This is a genomic window from Mycobacterium sp. PDNC021 (genome assembly GCF_048282635.1).
GTDB classification, from domain to species: domain Bacteria; phylum Actinomycetota; class Actinomycetes; order Mycobacteriales; family Mycobacteriaceae; genus Mycobacterium; species Mycobacterium llatzerense.
Genome location: NZ_CP182502.1, coordinates 3,642,959 through 3,657,531, shown reverse-complemented (window position 1 = coordinate 3,657,531; position 14,573 = coordinate 3,642,959). Strand labels below are relative to the sequence as shown.

Genomic DNA, 14,573 nt, shown 5'->3' with positions numbered 1-14,573 from the left:
ACGGCTAACTACCGCTTGTAGTAGAGGGTCTGCGCCCGTCAGCTGAACCGGAACCAGCGCATCGCGGCGAGCCCGGCGATCACGCCCCAGGCGGCCAGCACCGCGATGCCGAACCAGTCCACCGACAGCGTCATCGCCTGAGTGAGAGCCTCGGTCAGCGCGCCCGACGGCGTCAGCCGGGCCACCCAGCGCAAGGCCTCGGGGACCACGCGGTGCTCGATGGTCAAGGCACCCAGGCCGGCCAGGATGAACCACAGCAGGTTCGCGAGGGCCAGCACGATCTCAGCTTTCAGCGTCCCGCCGAGGAGCAGGCCCAGCGCGGCGAACGAGGCGGTGCCGATTGCGATGACCACAGCGCCGAGCAGCAGGCTGAGCGGGCTGGGCCGCCAACCCAGCGCAATACCGATGCCGCCCAACACAACTGACTGCAGAAACACCGTGGTGACCACGGCCAGCGACTTACCGGCGATGATGCCCCACACCGGCAGCGCGGTGGCGCCGAGGCGCTTCAGCGCGCCGTAGCGCCGATCGAATGCGACGGCGATGGCCTGTCCGGTGAACGCCGTGGAGATCACCGCCAGCGCCATGATCGGCGGCGTGAACGTCCCCGGGCGGTGATCGCCGAGCGAGCCGATCGGCAGCAGCGTGAGCCCGACCAGCAACGTGATCGGGATGAACATGGTCAGCAGCAACTGCTCGCCGTTGCGCAGCAGCAGCTTGAGCTCCAGGCCGTACTGCGCCGCCAGCATCGCGGGGATCGCCGCGGGCGTCGGGTCCGGGGTGAAGGTCCCCGGTGCGAACCGGTTCGTCTCGGTTGTCACGGCCGCAGCTCCCGTCCGGTCAGGTCGAGGAACACGTCCTCCAGGCTGCGCTGCTCGACGCGCATGTCAGTGGCGAGCACGTTGAGGCGGGCGGCCCAGGCGGTGACGGTGGCCAGCACCTGCGGGTCGATGTGCCCTTCGACGAGGTACTCGCCGCTGGCGGCTTCGCTGGCGCGGTAGTCCTCGGGCAGCGCGGAGACCAACAGCGACAGATCCAACTTGGGCGGTGCGGAGAAGCGCAACTGGTTCTCGGCGCCACCGCGCATCAGATCGGCGGGCGTGCCTGCCGCCACCGCGGCGCCGTGGTCGATGATGACGATGCGGTCGGCCAGTTCCTCGGCCTCGGTCAGCTGGTGCGTGGTGAGCACGACGGTCACGCCGTCGCGGCGCAGGCCTTCGATCAACTCCCACACCACGATTCGGGCGTGGGCGTCCATGCCGGCGGTGGGTTCGTCGAGGAACACCAGCTCGGGGCGTCCGACGATGGCGCAGGCCAGTGCCAGGCGCTGCTGCTGGCCGCCGGACAGCCGGCGGTAGGTGGTGCGGGCGGCCTCGGTCAGGCCGAGGGTGTCCATCAGCCACTGCGGATCGAGCGGATTGGCCGAGTACGCCGCGACCAGGTTCAGCATTTCGCCGGCCTTGGCGGCGGGGTAGCCGCCGCCGCCCTGCAGCATCACGCCGATGCGTGCGCGCAGCTTGGCGTTGTCGGCGGTCGGGTCGAGACCCAGGATCGAGATAGCGCCCGAGTCGGGTTTGATGAAGCCTTCGCACATCTCGACGGTGGTGGTCTTACCGGCCCCGTTGGGTCCGAGCAGGGCCAGCACCTCGGCGCGCTGCACCTCGAGATCCAGGTTGTTCACCGCCTGGATCTCGCCGTAGCGCTTACTGACGCCGCGCAGCAATACGGGCGTCTCAGTGGAACTCACGGGGATTCAGCGTAAGCGTCGGACCTGGCAGCGGCGCTACCAGGGGCGGCACCGTCGTCTGATTCCGGCAATCCGCGCCACGGCAGGCGATTGCGGGTCAGCGCGATCAGCAGCACCACGATGACGGTGCTGGCCAGCGTGGCGTCGAGGATCTGGAAGAGCGCGAACCGGTCTCCGTTGGCCGTCGGGCCGAAGACGCCGACGACGAACGTCACCACGATGGTCGTGCCGCGGAAGCCCGGCCGGGTGGCCCAGCAGGCCAGCGGGATGATCGCCCACAGTAGGTACCAGGGCTGCACGACGGGGAACAGCAGAACCGTCGCGCCCATGGCGACCCCGAGGCCGCCGAGCGGATGCAGGCGGCCGCGCAGCACCGACAGCAGCAGCCAGCTCACCAGTACGCCGATGACGAAGACGCCGATCCCGCGGGTCAGCCCGAGCACCGCGGTGGTGTGGTCGCCCAGCCCCAGCAGGATGCCGACCTGTCCGGTGCCGAGCGCGACCAGCGTCGGCGGAGACATCCAGGACCGCACCACGTTCGCGGTGCCGAGGGTGAACAGCCAGCCGAAGCCGAGGCCGCTGGCCCAGCCGATGAGAGCCATGACCGCCAGCGCAACCACGCCCAACGGGACACAGGCTTGGAGGAAGGCCCTGACCGTCCCACCGAGCCGGCGCGCGAGGGCCATGGCCACGAACCCCAGCGCCAGCAGGGACGGCAGCTTGATCTGGGACGACATGGCGATGAGCACCGTGCCGGTGAACAGCATCGCCAGTGGCCACCAGGCGGCCCAGTCCTCGCGGTGCCGTGGCCAGCTCAAGGGCCGGGGGATGAGTGGCCGGCCGGAATCGATGCCCCGCATGGCGAATTCGGTGCCCGCGAGCATCAGCCCGAGCATCGGCGCTTCGTTGTGGATACCGGCGATGAGGTGCATGAAGAGCAGCGGGTTACACGGTCCCAGCCACAGGGCGCTCACCTCGCCGACGCCGCAGCGGCGGGCCAGGCGTGGCGTTGCCCACACGGTGGCCGCGACGCCCAGCAGTACGACCAGCCGGTGCGAGAGCACTCCGGCGACGATGTTGTCGCCTGTCAGCTCGGAGATGCCGCGTCCGATCCATAAGAACAGCGGTCCGTACGGGGCCGGGGTTTCTCGCCAGAGGCTGGGCACCGTCAAGGTGAAGACGTGGCCGAGCCCGAGGCCCGTGGCCGGGCCGACGCGATACGGGTCCAGGCCGATGCTGGCGATCTGGCTCTGCGCCAGGTAGGAGTACACGTCCTTGCTGTACATCGGTGGCGCGATCAGCAGGGGTAAGGCCCACAGCATCAGCGTCTGGTCCAGCTGGCTGCGGGACATGCGGCGTTTGCCCAGCGTGTAGCGCCCCAGCATGAGCCAGGCCAGCGCCATCATGACGGCACCGGTGGTGGTCATGGTCAGCGAGACGGTCTGGATGCGTGACGGCAGGTTGAGCAGGCGCACCCCGAACGTCGGGTCCTGTACGACGGGCCGGGCGCCGGCGCCGAGGGCGCCGATGGCCATCAGTACCGTTCCGGTGGCGCCGAACCGCCGAGTCCGGCGCAGCGAGGCGACCTCGGATGCGTTGAGCGGGGAGGCGACGGGCGGCTCGTCGGCGTGCCAATGCGCGACGGCCGTGCTCAGATGCTGAAGGCGGTCGGGCATCAGAGCAGATTAGCCGTAGGCCAGTTCTGGATCGCCCAAGTCCGCGGCGGCGGTGATAAGGGTTACCTTCCTAGATTCGGATTCCGAATTCCGTCACAATGGTGTTGTGAAATTGCCGTCCGAAGCGCTCGGAGCTGTCGGCACCGCGACCGCGGTGACGTCGGCGACGGCCGTCTCAGACGGACACACCCGGTCGGCGATCGTGCAATTGCTGCTGGAAGGCGCGGTTACCGCGACCCAGATCGGTGAGCACCTCGGCATCTCCGCCGCCGGAGTCCGGCGGCATCTCGACGCGCTGATCGACGCCGGCGACGCGGAATCCAGCGCTGCCGCCGCGTGGCAGCACAACGGCCGCGGCCGGCCCGCCAAGCGGTACCGGCTGACCGCCGCGGGACGCGCCAAGCTCGGCCACACCTACGACGACCTCGCCGCGGCCGCCATGCGCCAGCTGCGCGAGATCGGTGGTGACGACGCCATCCGGACCTTCGCTCGTCGTCGCATCGACTCGATCCTGTCCGGCGTCACCACCACACCGGACGTCGCTGATACCGCGGACCAGCTGGCCGCGGCATTGACCCAGGCCGGCTACGCCACCACGACCACTCCGGTGACCGGACCCATCGGCGGGGTGCAGATCTGTCAGCACCACTGCCCGGTCTCGCATGTCGCCGAGGAGTTCCCTGAACTGTGCGACGCCGAACGTGAAGCGTTCGCCGAGGTGCTCGGTACGCACGTGCAGCGCCTGGCCACCATCGTCAACGGGGATTGTGCGTGTACGACGCACGTCCCGGTGACCCCTGAGCACGCAGCCCATCCCATCCACACCGCGACCCAAGAAGAAGGAGTGTCGCAATGACGACCACCCCGGAACAGTTGACCCAGGAGGAGACCATTGCCTCCCTGGGCACTTACGGCTACGGCTGGGCTGACAGTGATGCCGCAGGCGCCGCCGCGACCCGTGGGCTGAATGAGGCTGTCGTCCGCGACATCTCGTCGAAGAAGAACGAGCCGGAGTGGATGCTCGACTTCCGGCTGAAGTCGCTGCACATCTTCGACAAGAAGCCCATGCCGCGCTGGGGCAGTGACCTCGACGGCATCGACTTCGACAACATCAAGTACTTCGTGCGGTCCACCGAGAAGCAGGCGGCGACCTGGGACGACCTGCCGGCCGACATCAAGAACACCTACGACCGCCTGGGCATCCCGGAGGCCGAGAAGCAGCGCCTGGTGTCCGGTGTCGCCGCGCAGTATGAATCCGAGGTCGTTTACCACCAGATCCGCGAAGACCTCGAGGCGCTCGGCGTCATCTTCCTGGACACCGATTCGGCACTGCGGGAGCACCCGGAGATCTTCAAGAAGTACTTCGGCACCGTGATCCCGGCCGGTGACAACAAGTTCTCGGCGCTGAACTCCGCCGTGTGGTCGGGTGGCTCGTTCATCTACGTGCCGCCGGGCGTGCACGTCGACATCCCGCTGCAGGCCTACTTCCGGATCAACACCGAGAACATGGGCCAGTTCGAGCGGACGCTGATCATCGCCGACGAAGGCTCCTACGTGCACTACGTCGAGGGTTGTACCGCGCCGATCTACAAGTCGGACTCGCTGCACTCGGCCGTCGTCGAGATCGTGGTGAAACCCGGTGCGCGCGTTCGGTACACGACCATCCAGAACTGGTCGAACAACGTCTACAACCTGGTCACCAAGCGGGCCCGCGCCGAGGCCGGCGCCACCATGGAGTGGATCGACGGCAACATCGGTTCCAAGGTCACCATGAAGTACCCGGCGGTCTGGATGACCGGCGAGCACGCCAAGGGCGAGGTGCTCTCGGTGGCGTTCGCAGGCGAAGGCCAGCACCAGGACACCGGCGCCAAGATGGTGCACCTGGCGCCGAACACGTCGAGCAACATCGTGTCGAAGTCGGTGGCCCGTGGTGGCGGCCGGTCGTCGTACCGCGGATTGATCCAGATCAACAAGGGCGCCCACGGCTCCAAGTCGAGCGTGAAATGCGATGCGCTGCTTGTCGACGACATCAGCCGCTCGGACACGTACCCGTACGTCGACATCCGTGAGGACGACGTCACGATGGGTCACGAGGCCACGGTCTCGAAGGTCAGCGAGGATCAGATGTTCTATCTGATGAGCCGCGGTCTGACCGAGGACGAGGCCATGGCGATGGTGGTGCGCGGCTTTGTCGAGCCCATCGCCAAGGAACTGCCAATGGAATACGCGCTCGAGCTGAACCGGTTGATCGAGCTGCAGATGGAAGGCGCTGTCGGATAGTGAGTTTGACTGAACCCGTTGAGGGCATTGTCACCAATAAGGGTGAGCTGTTCACGTCCTTCGACGTCAACGCTTTTGAGGTGCCGCACGGCCGTGACGAGCTGTGGCGGTTCACCCCGCTGAAGCGCCTGCACGGCCTGCACGACGGCTCCGCGGTCGCCACCGGCGCTGCGCGCGTTGAGGTTTCGGAGCGCGACGGCGTCACCGTCGAGACCGTCGGCCGCGACGACGAGCGTCTGGGCCAGGGCGGTGTGCCCGCGGACCGGGTTGCCGCCCAGGCCTATTCGTCGTTCGCCGAGGCGACCGTCGTGTCGGTCGGCCGCGACGTCCAGGTCGCCGAGCCCGTCGAGATCACCATCGCCGGCCCCGGCGAGGGCAAGACCGCGTACGGCCACCTGCAGCTGCGGGTCGCCGAACTCGGCGAGGCCGTCGTGGTCATCGACCAGACCGGCAGCGGAACCTACGCCGACAACATCGAATTCGTCGTCGGTGACGCGGCCCGCCTGACCGTCGTGTCGATCGCTGACTGGGCCGACGACGCGGTGAATATCAGCACCCACCACGCGACCCTGGGCAAGGACGCCGTGCTGCGGCACATCGCGGTCACCCTGGGTGGCGACGTCGTGCGCCTGACCTCGCGGACCCGCTACCTCGCTCCCGGTGGCGACGCCGAGATGCTGGGTCTGTACTTCGCGGACGACGGCCAGCACTTCGAGTCGCGCCTGCTGGTCGACCACGCGCAGCCGAACTGCCGCTCCAACGTGTTGTACAAGGGTGCGCTGCAAGGGGATCCGGATTCGAAGAAGCCCGATGCCCACACCGTGTGGATCGGCGACGTGCTGATCCGCGCCGCGGCCACGGGCACCGACACCTTCGAGGTGAACCGCAACCTGGTGCTCACCGACGGCGCCCGCGCCGACTCGGTGCCCAACCTGGAGATCGAGACCGGCGAGATCGTCGGCGCCGGACACGCCAGTGCCACCGGACGTTTCGACGACGAGCAGCTGTTCTACCTGCAGGCCCGCGGTATCCCCGAGGACCAGGCCCGCCGCCTGGTGGTCCGGGGCTTCTTCGGCGAGATCATCCAGAAGATCGCCGTGCCCGAAGTCCGCGACCGCCTGACCGCCGCCATCGAACACGAACTTGAACTGACTGAAGGACGCAACAACTCATGACCACACTGGAAATCAAGGACCTGCACGTCTCGGTCACCGCACCCGACGGTGCCGACGTCCCGATCCTCAAGGGTGTGAACCTGACCGTGAAGTCGGGCGAGACCCACGCGGTCATGGGTCCCAACGGTTCTGGCAAGTCGACGCTGTCGTACGCCATCGCCGGCCACCCCAAGTACACCGTCACCTCCGGGTCCATCACCCTCGATGGCGAGGACGTGCTGGAGATGAGCGTCGACGAGCGTGCCCGCGCCGGCCTGTTCCTGGCCATGCAGTACCCGGTCGAGGTGCCCGGCGTCTCGATGTCGAACTTCCTGCGCACCGCGGCGACCGCGGTCCGTGGCGAGGCCCCCAAGCTGCGCCACTGGGTCAAAGAGGTCAAGACCGCCATGTCCGAGCTGGACATCGACCCGGCGTTCGGTGAGCGCAGCGTCAACGAAGGTTTCTCCGGTGGTGAGAAGAAGCGCCACGAGATCCTGCAGCTGGGCCTGCTGAAGCCGAAGATCGCCATCCTCGACGAGACCGACTCGGGCCTGGACGTCGACGCGCTGCGCGTGGTGTCCGAGGGCGTCAACCGGTACGCCGAGGCCGAGCACGGCGGCGTCCTGCTGATCACGCACTACACCCGCATCCTGCGCTACATCCGTCCGCAGTTCGTGCACGTCTTCTTCGACGGCCGGATCGTCACGTCCGGTGGTCCGGAGCTGGCCGACGAGCTCGAAGAGCATGGCTACGAGCGCTACACCACTGCGGCTGCCGAGGCCTGACATGACCGCGTCGGTTGATCTCGACCTGACGCGGATCAGGGCCGACTTCCCGATCCTCAGTCGGGTCATGCGCGGCGGAAACACGTTGGCGTACCTGGATTCCGGGGCTACGTCGCAGAAGCCGCTGCAGGTCCTCGATGCCGAGCGGCAGTTCCTGACCACCTCCAACGGCGCGGTGCACCGCGGTGCGCACCAGCTGATGGAGGAGTCCACCGACGCCTACGAACAAGGGCGCGCGGACATCGCGTCGTTCGTCGGTGCCGATGACGACGAGCTGGTGTTCACCAAGAACGCCACCGAGGCGCTGAACCTGGTGTCGTATGCGGTGGGGGACAGCCGGTTCGACCGTGTGGTCGGGCCGGGGGACGTCATCGTCACGACGGAGTTGGAGCATCACGCCAACCTGATTCCGTGGCAGGAGCTGGCCCGCCGGACGGGCGCCGAGCTGCGCTGGTACGGCGTGACCGATGACGGCCGCATCGACCTGGATTCGCTGCAGTTGGATGAAAGCGTCAAATTGGTCGCCTTCACCCATCATTCGAACGTCACCGGCGCCATCGCGCCGGTCGCCGAACTGGTGTCGCGGGCCAAGGCGGTCGGCGCGTTGACCGTGCTGGACGCCTGCCAGTCGGTGCCGCACCAGCCGATCGACTTCCATGCTCTCGACGTCGACTTCGCGGCGTTCTCGGGACACAAGATGTTGGGACCCACCGGAATCGGTGTGTTGTACGGCCGTCGTGCGCTGCTGAACGCGTTGCCCCCGTTCCTCACCGGCGGATCGATGATCGAGACCGTCACCATGGAGTCGGTGACCTACGCCCCAGCACCGCAGCGGTTCGAGGCCGGCACCCCGATGACCTCGCAGGTCGTCGGATTGGCTGCTGCCGCACGGTATCTCGACGCGATCGGGATGGCGGCCGTCGAGGCACACGAAGCCGAGTTGGTGGCTGCCACGCTCGACGGACTGACTCAGATTCCGCAGGTGCGGATCATCGGACCGACCACCGACGAGCACCGCGGTTCGCCCGTGAGTTTTGTGCTCGACGGAGTGCACGCTCACGACGTCGGCCAGATCCTCGACGACGACGGCATCGCGGTCCGGGTCGGTCATCACTGCGCGGCCCCGCTGCACCGGCGATTCGGTATCGCCGCGACGGCCCGGGCGTCGTTCGCGGTCTACAACACCCTCGACGAGGTCGACCGCCTGGTCGCCGGCGTCAAACGCGCTGTGGAGTTCTTTGCATGAGAATGGAACAGATGTACCAGGAAGTGATCCTGGACCACTACAAGCACCCGCATCACCGCGGGCTGCGGGAACCGTTCGGCGCGCAGGTGCACCACGTCAACCCGACGTGCGGTGACGAGGTGACGCTGCGCGTGACGCTGTCCGACGACGGCGAGACCGTCGCCGACATCTCGTATGACGGGCAGGGCTGCTCGATCAGCCAGGCGTCGACGTCGGTGCTCACTGATCAGGTGATCGGCCAGAGTGTCGTCGAGGCGCTCAAGACGGTCGGCGCGTTCACCGAGATGATTTCCTCCCGCGGCAACGTCGAGGGGGACGAAGATGTGCTGGGTGACGGCATCGCGTTCGCCGGTGTCGCCAAGTACCCGGCACGGGTGAAATGCGCGCTGCTGGGCTGGACTGCGTTCAAAGCCGCGCTCGCCGAGGCGAGTGCATCAGAGACTGTGCTGGCAGCTGTCGGCACCAATGCGGAGGGTAAGTGATGACTGAAGGCACACCCGAAGGAACCACCACGGCGAACGTGGTCGACGACCCCGAGCTGCTGGACGCCCTCGAGGAAGCCATGCGCGACGTCGTCGACCCCGAACTCGGCATCAACGTCGTCGACCTGGGGCTCGTCTACGGCATGACGCTCGAAGCGGGCGACGAAGGCACCGTCGTGAAGCTGGACATGACGCTGACGTCGGCGGCCTGTCCGCTCACCGACGTGATCGAGGACCAGTCGCGGACCGCCCTGGTGGGCGCGGGCCTGGTCAGCGACCTCAAGCTGAACTGGGTCTGGAACCCGCCGTGGGGTCCGGACAAGATCACCGACGACGGCCGCGAGCAGCTCCGGGCACTGGGCTTCACCGTCTAGTTTTCGCCGAAACGGCATTCCAGCAGGCGACTACTCGCACAAACTCTGCTGGAATGCCGTTTCGCGTGTTCGAAGGGCCCCAGGCCTGTGGATAACTCGCGATTCTGACGTCTTTTGGCGGCGTTCTTGTCGGTCGCCTTCTCTAGCTTCCACCGCAAGAGGACCAATCAGGTCCGATGCGGAACGGAGGCACCATGAATTCTGAAATCGAGCAGCCGGGCGAAGTCGCGCGCGATTCCGGTGACGAGCACCCAAATTCGCTGGCGCTGTGCATGATTGACGCGATGTACGTCACCGGGGCACGGCACCTGACGGTCGAGAACATCGTCGCGCGGTACCGCGCTTTTCGGGCCGGGCAGGGTGCGGACGCCGATCGCGATGGCGTGCCGGAGCTGCTGGCGAACATCGCCGCCGTGGGCGGGCCCTACCAGTGGGCCGCCGACATCGGGAATCGCCGACCGACATCGACGGCCAAGAACGCGCCGCTGCGTGCGGTGGCGCTCGCCGAGATCGCACAGCAGTTCTCGGCGCTCGGCATTGCGACGGCGGCGGACCTGCGAGCCGTCGCCGAGGACGACGAACTGTCCGCCGAGGTGCAGCGAGTCTGGTGCGCCATCCCGGGCCAGCGTTCGGGCTTCAGTTGGCGCTACCTGCTGATGCTGGTGCAACCGCCGAGTCTCCGAGTGGCACCACCGGACGCGGAGACCGCATGAAAAGGCGATAACCGACCCGCCAGTCGGGCGCCGGCGGAATCGGTTGAGCCGTCACGGTGTTGCATAGGCTCATGACCGTCGATGCATCTGGACTCTTCGCTCCACTGGCCCTGCGGAACCTGACCGTACCCAACCGGTTCGCGATGGCTCCCATGACCAGGCAGGCGTCGCCCGGAGGCGTCCCGGGGCCCGACGTGGCGGAGTACTACGCCCGCCGGGCTGCCGGCGGCGTCGGCCTGATCATCACCGAAGGCGTGCGACTGGGTGACCCGACGGCGACCGGATCGCAAGACATCCCGACGCTGGTCGGCGCGGAGGCGCTCGACGGCTGGCGCAACGTCGCCAGCGCGGTGCACTGCCACGGCGCGACCATCGCCGCGCAGCTCTGGCACCAGGGCGCCGAGCGTGGCGACCGCGACGGGGTGGCCCCAGTCAGCCCGTCGGGCGTGAACGGTCTCGGCGAGCAGATCGGCCGGGCCCTGGCCGCTGATGAGCTGCCTGCCGTCGCGCAGTGGTACGCCGAGGCGGCCCGCAACGCCAAGGACGTCGGCTTCGACGCGGTCGAACTGCACGGCGCCCACGGCTACCTGCTGGACCAATTCCTGTGGACCAGAACGAATCTGCGTACCGACGAATACGGTGGCTCGCTCGAGAACCGGACCCGCTTCCCGGCCGAGGTGGTTGCGGCGGTGCGTGCCGCGGTCGGCCCGGACTACCCGATCATCTACCGCTTCTCGCAGTGGAAGGGCACGGACTACAACGCGACGTTGGTCGACGATCCGATGCAGCTGCAGGAACTGCTGGCCCCGCTGGTCGATGCCGGCGTCGACGCGCTGCATCCCTCGACCCGCCGGCACTACGTGCCGGCGTTCCCCGACGTCGACCCGGCCCTGACGCTGGCCGGCTGGACCAAGAAGGTCACCGGGACGCCCGTCATCGCCGTCGGCTCGGTGGGCCTGCAGACCGCGTTCCGGTCCGAGAAGCCCGGCCAGGTCATCGAGCCAGGCCCGGTGGACCAGTTGGTCGAGCAGTTCGACGCCGCTGAGTTCGACATGATCGCGATCGGCCGGGCGCTGCTCGCCGATCCCGGATGGGTGAACCGCCTGCGCACGGGCACCCTGGACGGGTTCAATGGCTACGATGCGGCCAGTGCGCTGGCCCGGTTGGCCTGACCACATACTGGGAACAAGCAGGTACATCGCAATGTTGGGAGAAGCGTGAGCACCAAAGACATCACCGCCGCCGAATTCAACGGCATCATCAGCGACAACGACATCGTGCTGGTGGACTTCTGGGCGTCATGGTGCGGACCGTGCCGGGCGTTCGCCCCGACGTTCACCGCATCGTCTGAGAAGCACCCCGACGTCTTCCACGCCAAGGTCGACACCGAGGCCGAGCAGGGTCTGGCCAGCGCGGCCGAGATCCAGGCCATCCCGACCCTCATGGCGTTCAAGAAGGGCCAGCTGGTCTTCCGTCACTCGGGCATGCTCGCCGCGAACCAGCTCGACGAGGTCATCAGCCAGATCAAGGAATTCGACATCGACGCCGCACTGGCCGACGACAGCGCGACCACCGACATCTGAGCAATCTGCACTGCCCGCGGGTGTGACATTGCGCACCCGCTAGCGTGCAGGACGTGAGCGAACAGCCCCCACTGGTACTCGTCGACCGGCCGCGCCCCGGCGTCGCACTGGTCACCCTGAACCGCCCCGAGCGGATGAACTCCATGGCCTTCGACGTCATGGTCCCGCTCAAGGCGGCACTCGACGAGATCAACCACGACAACGACGTGCGCGCGGTCGTCCTCACCGGAGCCGGCCGCGGGTTCTCTTCGGGTGCCGACCACAAGTCGGCCGGGTCGGTGCCGCACGTGGCCGGGCTGACCCGCCCTACGTTCGCGCTGCGCTCCATGGAGGTGCTCGACGACGTCATCCTTGCCCTGCGCAAGCTGCACCAACCCGTGATCGCAGCGGTAAACGGTGCGGCCATCGGCGGTGGGCTGTGCCTGGCACTGGCGTGCGACATCCGGGTGGCCGCGGAGGGTGCCTACTTCCGCGCCGCGGGCATCAACAACGGCCTCACGGCCAGCGAACTGGGCCTGTCCTATCTGCTGCCGCGGGCCATCGGCACGTCGCGGGCATTCGAGGCGATGCTCACCGGCCGGGACATCGACTCCCAAGAGGCCGAGCGCATCGGTCTGGTCTCGCGGACCGTCGCCGACGATCAGCTCCTGCAAACCTGCTTCGACATGGCCGAGCGCATCGGCTCGTTCTCCCGCCCGGGAATCGAGTTGACCAAGCGGACTCTCTGGAGTGGACTGGACGCCGGTAGTCTGGAGAGCCATATGCAGGCCGAAGGCCTGGGTCAGCTCTTTATCCGACTGCTCACCGCCAACTTCGAAGAGGCGGTTGCCGCGCGCGCCGAGAAACGACCCGCGGTCTTCACTGACGACAAATAAGCCTGCACGACAGCCAAGGAGGCAGCAGCGTGATCACCGCAACGGACCTGGAGGTCCGCGCCGGAGCGCGCACGTTGCTGGCCTTCGAGGGTTCCGCGCTGCGCATCCAGCCGGGCGACCGGATCGGTCTGGTCGGCCGCAACGGCGCCGGCAAGACCACCACGCTGCGCATCCTGGCCGGTGAAAGTCAGCCCTACGCGGGCTCGGTCGAGCGGATCGGTGAAGTCGGATACCTGCCACAGGATCCGAAGGAAGGCGATCTGGACGTCCTAGCCCGTGACCGGGTGCTCTCGGCCCGCGGACTGGACACCTTGCTCGCGGACCTGGAGAAAGTGCAGGCCATCATGGCCGAGGTCGTCGACGACGCTGCCCGCGACAAGGCGGTGCGCCGGTACGGCGTTCTGGAGGAACGGTTTTCGGCCCTGGGCGGGTACGCCGCCGAGAGTGACGCCGGCCGGATCTGCGCCAGCCTGGGTCTGCCGGACCGGGTGCTGACCCAGCCGCTGCGGACCCTGTCCGGCGGTCAGCGTCGCCGCATCGAACTGGCCCGCATCCTGTTCGGCGCATCCGAGGGCACCGGAAGCAACACCACGCTGCTGCTGGACGAGCCGACCAACCACCTCGACGCCGACTCCATCGGCTGGCTGCGCACGTTCCTGCAGAGCCACACCGGCGGCCTCGTGGTGATCAGCCACGACGTCGAGTTGCTCGCCGACGTGGTGAACCGGGTGTGGTTCCTGGACGCCGTACGCGGCGAGGCCGACGTCTACAACATGGGCTGGCAGAAGTACCTGGACGCCCGCGCCACCGACGAGCAGCGCCGCCGCCGCGAGCGCGCCAACGCCGAGAAGAAGGCCAGCGCGCTGCGGACCCAGGCTGCCAAGATGGGTGCCAAGGCCACCAAAGCCGTTGCGGCACAGAACATGTTGCGCCGCGCTGAGCGCATGATCGCCGAGCTCGATGCCGAGCGCGTGGCCGACAAGGTCGCCAAGATCAAGTTCCCGACGCCGGCGCCGTGCGGCAAGACGCCGCTCATCGTCAAGGGTCTGACCAAGACCTATGGCTCGCTGGAGATCTTCACCGGCGTGGACCTCGCGATCGACCGGGGTTCGCGCGTCGTCGTGCTCGGCCTCAACGGTGCCGGTAAGACGACGCTGTTGCGTCTGCTGGCGGGCGTGGAGACCGCCGACGCCGGCGGTATCGAACCTGGCTACGGCCTGAAGATCGGTTACTTCGCGCAGGAGCACGACACTCTCGACAACGCGGCGACGGTGTGGGAGAACATCCGGCACGCCGCTCCGGACACGGGCGAGCAGGATCTGCGTGGCCTGCTGGGCGCGTTCATGTTCACCGGTCCGCAGCTGGATCAGCCCGCCGGCACACTGTCCGGTGGCGAGAAAACCCGGCTGGCCTTGGCGGGCCTGGTCGCCTCGACCGCCAACGTGTTGCTCCTCGACGAGCCGACCAACAACCTGGACCCGGCATCGCGCGAGCAGGTGCTCGATGCGCTGCGCAGTTACGCCGGTTCGGTGGTGCTCGTGACGCACGACCCGGGCGCGGCCGAGGCGCTCAATCCGCAGCGAGTGCTGCTGCTGCCCGACGCCACTGAGGACTTCTGGTCGGACACCTACCGCGATCTCATCGAATTGGCCTGACCC

Annotated in this window: 15 protein-coding genes; 12 read left to right on the top strand and 3 right to left on the bottom strand. The window is 67.6% G+C overall.

Going from position 1 to position 14,573, the window contains the following annotated elements; all coding sequences use genetic code 11:
- Nucleotides 1–38 precede the first annotated feature (38 nt).
- The 3 genes from ACNO8X_RS17300 to mptB are packed head-to-tail and all read right to left on the bottom strand — an operon-like array spanning nt 39 to nt 3,423.
- Nucleotides 39–821 (bottom strand): ABC transporter permease, encoded by a 783-nt coding sequence (locus ACNO8X_RS17300; protein WP_418002007.1) that lies wholly within the window; start codon nt 819–821, stop codon nt 39–41.
- Nucleotides 818–1,747, bottom strand: a complete 930-nt coding sequence (locus tag ACNO8X_RS17295) for an ABC transporter ATP-binding protein (RefSeq protein WP_043987409.1) — start codon at nt 1,745–1,747, stop codon at nt 818–820. Before ACNO8X_RS17295 ends, ACNO8X_RS17300 begins: the two co-directional genes overlap by 4 nt.
- Nucleotides 1,744–3,423, bottom strand: a complete 1,680-nt coding sequence (gene mptB, locus ACNO8X_RS17290) for a polyprenol phosphomannose-dependent alpha 1,6 mannosyltransferase MptB (RefSeq protein WP_418002006.1) — start codon at nt 3,421–3,423, stop codon at nt 1,744–1,746. Before mptB ends, ACNO8X_RS17295 begins: the two co-directional genes overlap by 4 nt.
- Nucleotides 3,424–3,529: 106 nt before the next feature.
- On the opposite strand from mptB, the gene ACNO8X_RS17285 reads away from it, so the two are divergent.
- The 12 genes from ACNO8X_RS17285 to ACNO8X_RS17230 all read left to right on the top strand — a co-directional run bounded on the left by ACNO8X_RS17285 (nt 3,530) and on the right by ACNO8X_RS17230 (nt 14,570).
- On the top strand, nt 3,530–4,279 hold the full coding sequence (locus tag ACNO8X_RS17285; protein WP_418002005.1) for a helix-turn-helix transcriptional regulator: 750 nt from the start codon (nt 3,530–3,532) through the stop codon (nt 4,277–4,279).
- On the top strand, nt 4,276–5,703 hold the full coding sequence (sufB, locus tag ACNO8X_RS17280; protein WP_418002004.1) for a Fe-S cluster assembly protein SufB: 1,428 nt from the start codon (nt 4,276–4,278) through the stop codon (nt 5,701–5,703). Before ACNO8X_RS17285 ends, sufB begins: the two co-directional genes overlap by 4 nt.
- On the top strand, nt 5,700–6,878 hold the full coding sequence (gene sufD, locus ACNO8X_RS17275) for a Fe-S cluster assembly protein SufD (protein WP_418005938.1): 1,179 nt from the start codon (nt 5,700–5,702) through the stop codon (nt 6,876–6,878). The genes sufB and sufD overlap by 4 nt, the downstream gene beginning before the upstream one ends.
- The gene (sufC, locus tag ACNO8X_RS17270) at nt 6,875–7,642 is read left to right on the top strand and encodes a Fe-S cluster assembly ATPase SufC (protein WP_418002003.1); all 768 of its coding nucleotides are present in this window, start codon (nt 6,875–6,877) and stop codon (nt 7,640–7,642) included. Before sufD ends, sufC begins: the two co-directional genes overlap by 4 nt.
- A 1-nt stretch (nt 7,643) precedes the next feature.
- The gene (locus ACNO8X_RS17265) at nt 7,644–8,888 is read left to right on the top strand and encodes a cysteine desulfurase (protein ID WP_418002002.1); all 1,245 of its coding nucleotides are present in this window, start codon (nt 7,644–7,646) and stop codon (nt 8,886–8,888) included.
- Nucleotides 8,885–9,370 (top strand): Fe-S cluster assembly sulfur transfer protein SufU, encoded by a 486-nt coding sequence (sufU, locus tag ACNO8X_RS17260; RefSeq protein ID WP_418002001.1) that lies wholly within the window; start codon nt 8,885–8,887, stop codon nt 9,368–9,370. Before ACNO8X_RS17265 ends, sufU begins: the two co-directional genes overlap by 4 nt.
- Complete coding sequence (locus ACNO8X_RS17255; RefSeq protein ID WP_418002000.1) at nt 9,370–9,744, top strand: metal-sulfur cluster assembly factor; 375 nt, start codon at nt 9,370–9,372, stop codon at nt 9,742–9,744. Before sufU ends, ACNO8X_RS17255 begins: the two co-directional genes overlap by 1 nt.
- A gap of 194 nt (nt 9,745–9,938) precedes the next feature.
- Complete coding sequence (locus ACNO8X_RS17250; RefSeq protein WP_418001999.1) at nt 9,939–10,457, top strand: heme peroxidase; 519 nt, start codon at nt 9,939–9,941, stop codon at nt 10,455–10,457.
- Between the two features lie 71 nt (nt 10,458–10,528).
- The gene (locus ACNO8X_RS17245; RefSeq protein WP_418001998.1) at nt 10,529–11,629 is read left to right on the top strand and encodes an NADH:flavin oxidoreductase; all 1,101 of its coding nucleotides are present in this window, start codon (nt 10,529–10,531) and stop codon (nt 11,627–11,629) included.
- Between the two features lie 45 nt (nt 11,630–11,674).
- Nucleotides 11,675–12,040 carry a thioredoxin gene (trxA, locus tag ACNO8X_RS17240; RefSeq protein ID WP_418001997.1) on the top strand — a complete coding sequence of 122 codons (366 nt, stop codon included), beginning with the start codon at nt 11,675–11,677 and terminating at the stop codon, nt 12,038–12,040.
- 44 nt (nt 12,041–12,084) lie between these two features.
- On the top strand, nt 12,085–12,915 hold the full coding sequence (locus ACNO8X_RS17235) for an enoyl-CoA hydratase (protein ID WP_418001996.1): 831 nt from the start codon (nt 12,085–12,087) through the stop codon (nt 12,913–12,915).
- 29 nt (nt 12,916–12,944) lie between these two features.
- Complete coding sequence (locus ACNO8X_RS17230) at nt 12,945–14,570, top strand: ABC-F family ATP-binding cassette domain-containing protein (protein WP_043396406.1); 1,626 nt, start codon at nt 12,945–12,947, stop codon at nt 14,568–14,570.
- Nucleotides 14,571–14,573: the final 3 nt, after the last annotated feature.